A 241-nucleotide genomic window follows, 5' to 3' on the forward strand; every position below is an offset into this window, starting at 1 on the left:
GGTCTTGCCGCCGTGACGCTCGTAGAAGTTATGGGTCTTTTGCAGCGCGGCGCGGTCGAGGAAGCGTTCCAGCCCGCGTATGCGCGTATTGAACACCGCCGGTCCGATCGCCCGGCCGATCATGTAGTTGAGCGTGTTGCCCGTGACCGCCGCGACGATCAGGAGCACGAGCAGCAGGCCGAGATTCATCTCGTGCGTGGCCGCGAACGCGCCGCCGATAAACAGCAGCGAATCGCCCGGC

The 241-nt window shown here is 65.1% G+C and carries 1 protein-coding gene; it reads right to left on the minus strand.

The window, feature by feature from the left end; genetic code table 11:
• The coding region (locus tag SB751_RS34650; protein WP_410749571.1) for a DedA family protein at positions 1-241 on the minus strand (241 nt) is incomplete at both ends.

Source organism: Cupriavidus sp. SIMBA_020 (assembly GCF_046535395.1).
Classification (GTDB): Bacteria; Pseudomonadota; Gammaproteobacteria; order Burkholderiales; family Burkholderiaceae; genus Cupriavidus; species Cupriavidus campinensis.